Raw genomic sequence first — 1,297 nt, 5'->3', positions numbered from 1 at the left:
GCCCTGTTCCCCGCCCTCGTCAGCTCCCTCTCCTGTCCGCAGTACCCGCGCCGGGCGCCGGGCTACCGTCCGAGATCGGTACATATATGGACGTACATGGATTTACATGGGTGAATCACCTCACGGGCGCCTACTGTGGGGACATGGGCGGCGGCGTGGTGACGCTGTTCCTGTGCGGTGATGTGATGCTCGGGCGCGGTGTCGACCAGATCCTCGCGCACCCCGGTGATCCGGCACTGCGGGAGGACTACGTCAGGGACGCCCGGGAGTACGTCCGGCTCGCGGAGGCGGCGAACGGCCCGATCCCCGCTCCCGTGGATCCCTCCTGGCCGTGGGGCGAGGCGCTGGGGGTGCTGCGGGAGGCCGCGCCGGACGTCAGGATCGTGAACCTGGAGACGTCCGTGACGCGGCGTGACGCGTTCGCGTACGGCAAGTCCGTCCACTACCGGATGCACCCGGAGAACCTGCCCGCGCTCGCGGTGGCCCGGCCCGACGTGTGCGTCCTGGCCAACAACCACGTGCTGGACTTCGGCCGCCCGGGCCTGACGGAGACGCTCGACTCACTGGCACGCGCGGGCCTGCGGGTGGTGGGCGCCGGACGGGACACCGACGAGGCGTACACGCCCGCGGCGGTGCCCGTCGCGGACGGGGGCCGTGTGCTGGTGTTCGCCCTCGGGGCACGGTGCAGCGGCGTCCCGCCGGACTGGGCGGCGACCGCGGACGTGCCCGGCGTCGCGTACGTCCCCGACCTGTCGGCGGCCACGGCCGACGCGGTGGTCCGGCACGTGGGGCGGGCCAAACGTCCGGGCGACGTCGCGGTCGTGTCCGTGCACTGGGGCTCCAACTGGGGATACCGCGTCCCCCGGGAACAACTCCGCTTCGGGCGCGCCCTGGTCGACGGCGGTGTCGACATCGTCCACGGTCACTCCTCGCACCACCCGCGGCGCGTGGAGGTGTACCGCGACCGGCTGATCCTGCACGGCTGCGGCGACTTCATCGACGACTACGAGGGCATCGCCGGGTACGAGGAGTACCGCGACGACCTGCGGCTCGTCCACCTCGTCTCGGTGGCGGCGGACACGGGGCGGCTCACCGGCCTGCGCATGGTGCCCCTGCGGGCCCGCCGGATGCGGCTGGAGCCCGCGCCGGACGCGGACCGCGCCTGGCTGCGGGCGACCCTCGACCGCATCAGCGACGGAGTCCGGATCGCCTTGGCGCCCGACAACACGCTCGCGCTCGCGCATCCCCCGACCGGCCGTTTCAGCCCCTCCGGCGTTTGAGGAGCGGGGTCCGGGGC

Annotated in this window: 1 protein-coding gene; it reads left to right on the top strand. The window is 73.2% G+C overall.

The features are described from left to right. The first annotated feature begins 143 nt into the window (after window positions 1-143). Window positions 144-1,280 carry a CapA family protein gene (locus FNH08_RS50175; RefSeq protein WP_152778694.1) on the top strand — a complete coding sequence of 379 codons (1,137 nt, stop codon included), beginning with the start codon at window positions 144-146 and terminating at the stop codon, window positions 1,278-1,280. Window positions 1,281-1,297: the final 17 nt, after the last annotated feature.

This window comes from Streptomyces spongiae, from assembly GCF_009377185.1.
GTDB classification, from domain to species: Bacteria; Actinomycetota; Actinomycetes; order Streptomycetales; family Streptomycetaceae; genus Streptomyces; species Streptomyces spongiae.
The sequence above is the reverse complement of the archived record's forward strand: the minus strand, read 5'-3'. Positions and strand labels throughout refer to the sequence as shown.